Source organism: Pseudaeromonas pectinilytica, assembly GCF_054780855.1.
The window spans coordinates 1-815 of record NZ_BAAGVN010000174.1; the positions used below are offsets into that span (position 1 = coordinate 1).

At 54.1% G+C, this 815-nt stretch carries 1 protein-coding gene; it reads left to right on the forward strand.

The window, feature by feature from the left end; all coding sequences use genetic code 11:
* Nucleotides 1–204 precede the first annotated feature (204 nt).
* Nucleotides 205–815 (forward strand): IS21 family transposase (locus ACYVG7_RS10050; RefSeq protein WP_460882990.1); only part of this gene is annotated, 611 nt, incomplete at its 3' end.

An 815-nucleotide genomic window follows, 5' to 3' on the forward strand; every position in this document is an offset into this window, starting at 1 on the left:
TGCATATTCCCACGCATGGCGATCGCTCAATAACATTCATGCCGATCACGTAATAACATCCATGTCGATCACTCAATAACATCCCATGCCGATCACTTTTTACCCCCCATGGGAAACCATGATCGGCATCCATGTTATTGATGACTTTTTCTCCCCGCTTCGTTAAACCCGCACTTTTTACCCTGTCACAACAGAGGAAAGTGCATGTCTGCGAGGCCTATCACTGTGAGAAAACTCAAAGAAATTCTTCGCCTTAAATATCAGGCTCAACTGGCTCATCGGCAGATTGCCCTCAGCCTGCACCTCTCTCCCAGCACCGTATCCTATTACCTCAACCGGGCGGCCCAACTGGGTATTCAGGCTTGGCCGCTCGACGCGCTCTGGGATGATGTTTCGCTGGCGCGAGCCTTCATCAACACTCGCGTCACCCCGAACCCTCACCTCAAACCTATCCCTAACTGGGCCAAGCTCCATCAAGAGCTTAAAAAACCCGGTCAAAAAGGCGTGACGCTCGAGCTGCTATGGCAGGAGTACGCCGAGCGCCATCCTGGCTCACACTACAGCTACAACCACTTCTGTCGGCTCTATAAAGCGTGGGCGGCTCTGCTGCAACCCTCGATGCGCCAGACCCATATCGCTGGCGAAAAACTCTTTGTCGACTACTGCGGCCAGACCATGCCGATTGTTGATCCCCACACCGGCGAGATCCTTTACCGGGCCCAGATTTTTGTCGCTGTTCTGGGGGCTTCCAACTACACCTTTGCCGAGGCCACCCGCACCCAGCAGCTCGATGACTGGGTGATGAGCCACAAGCG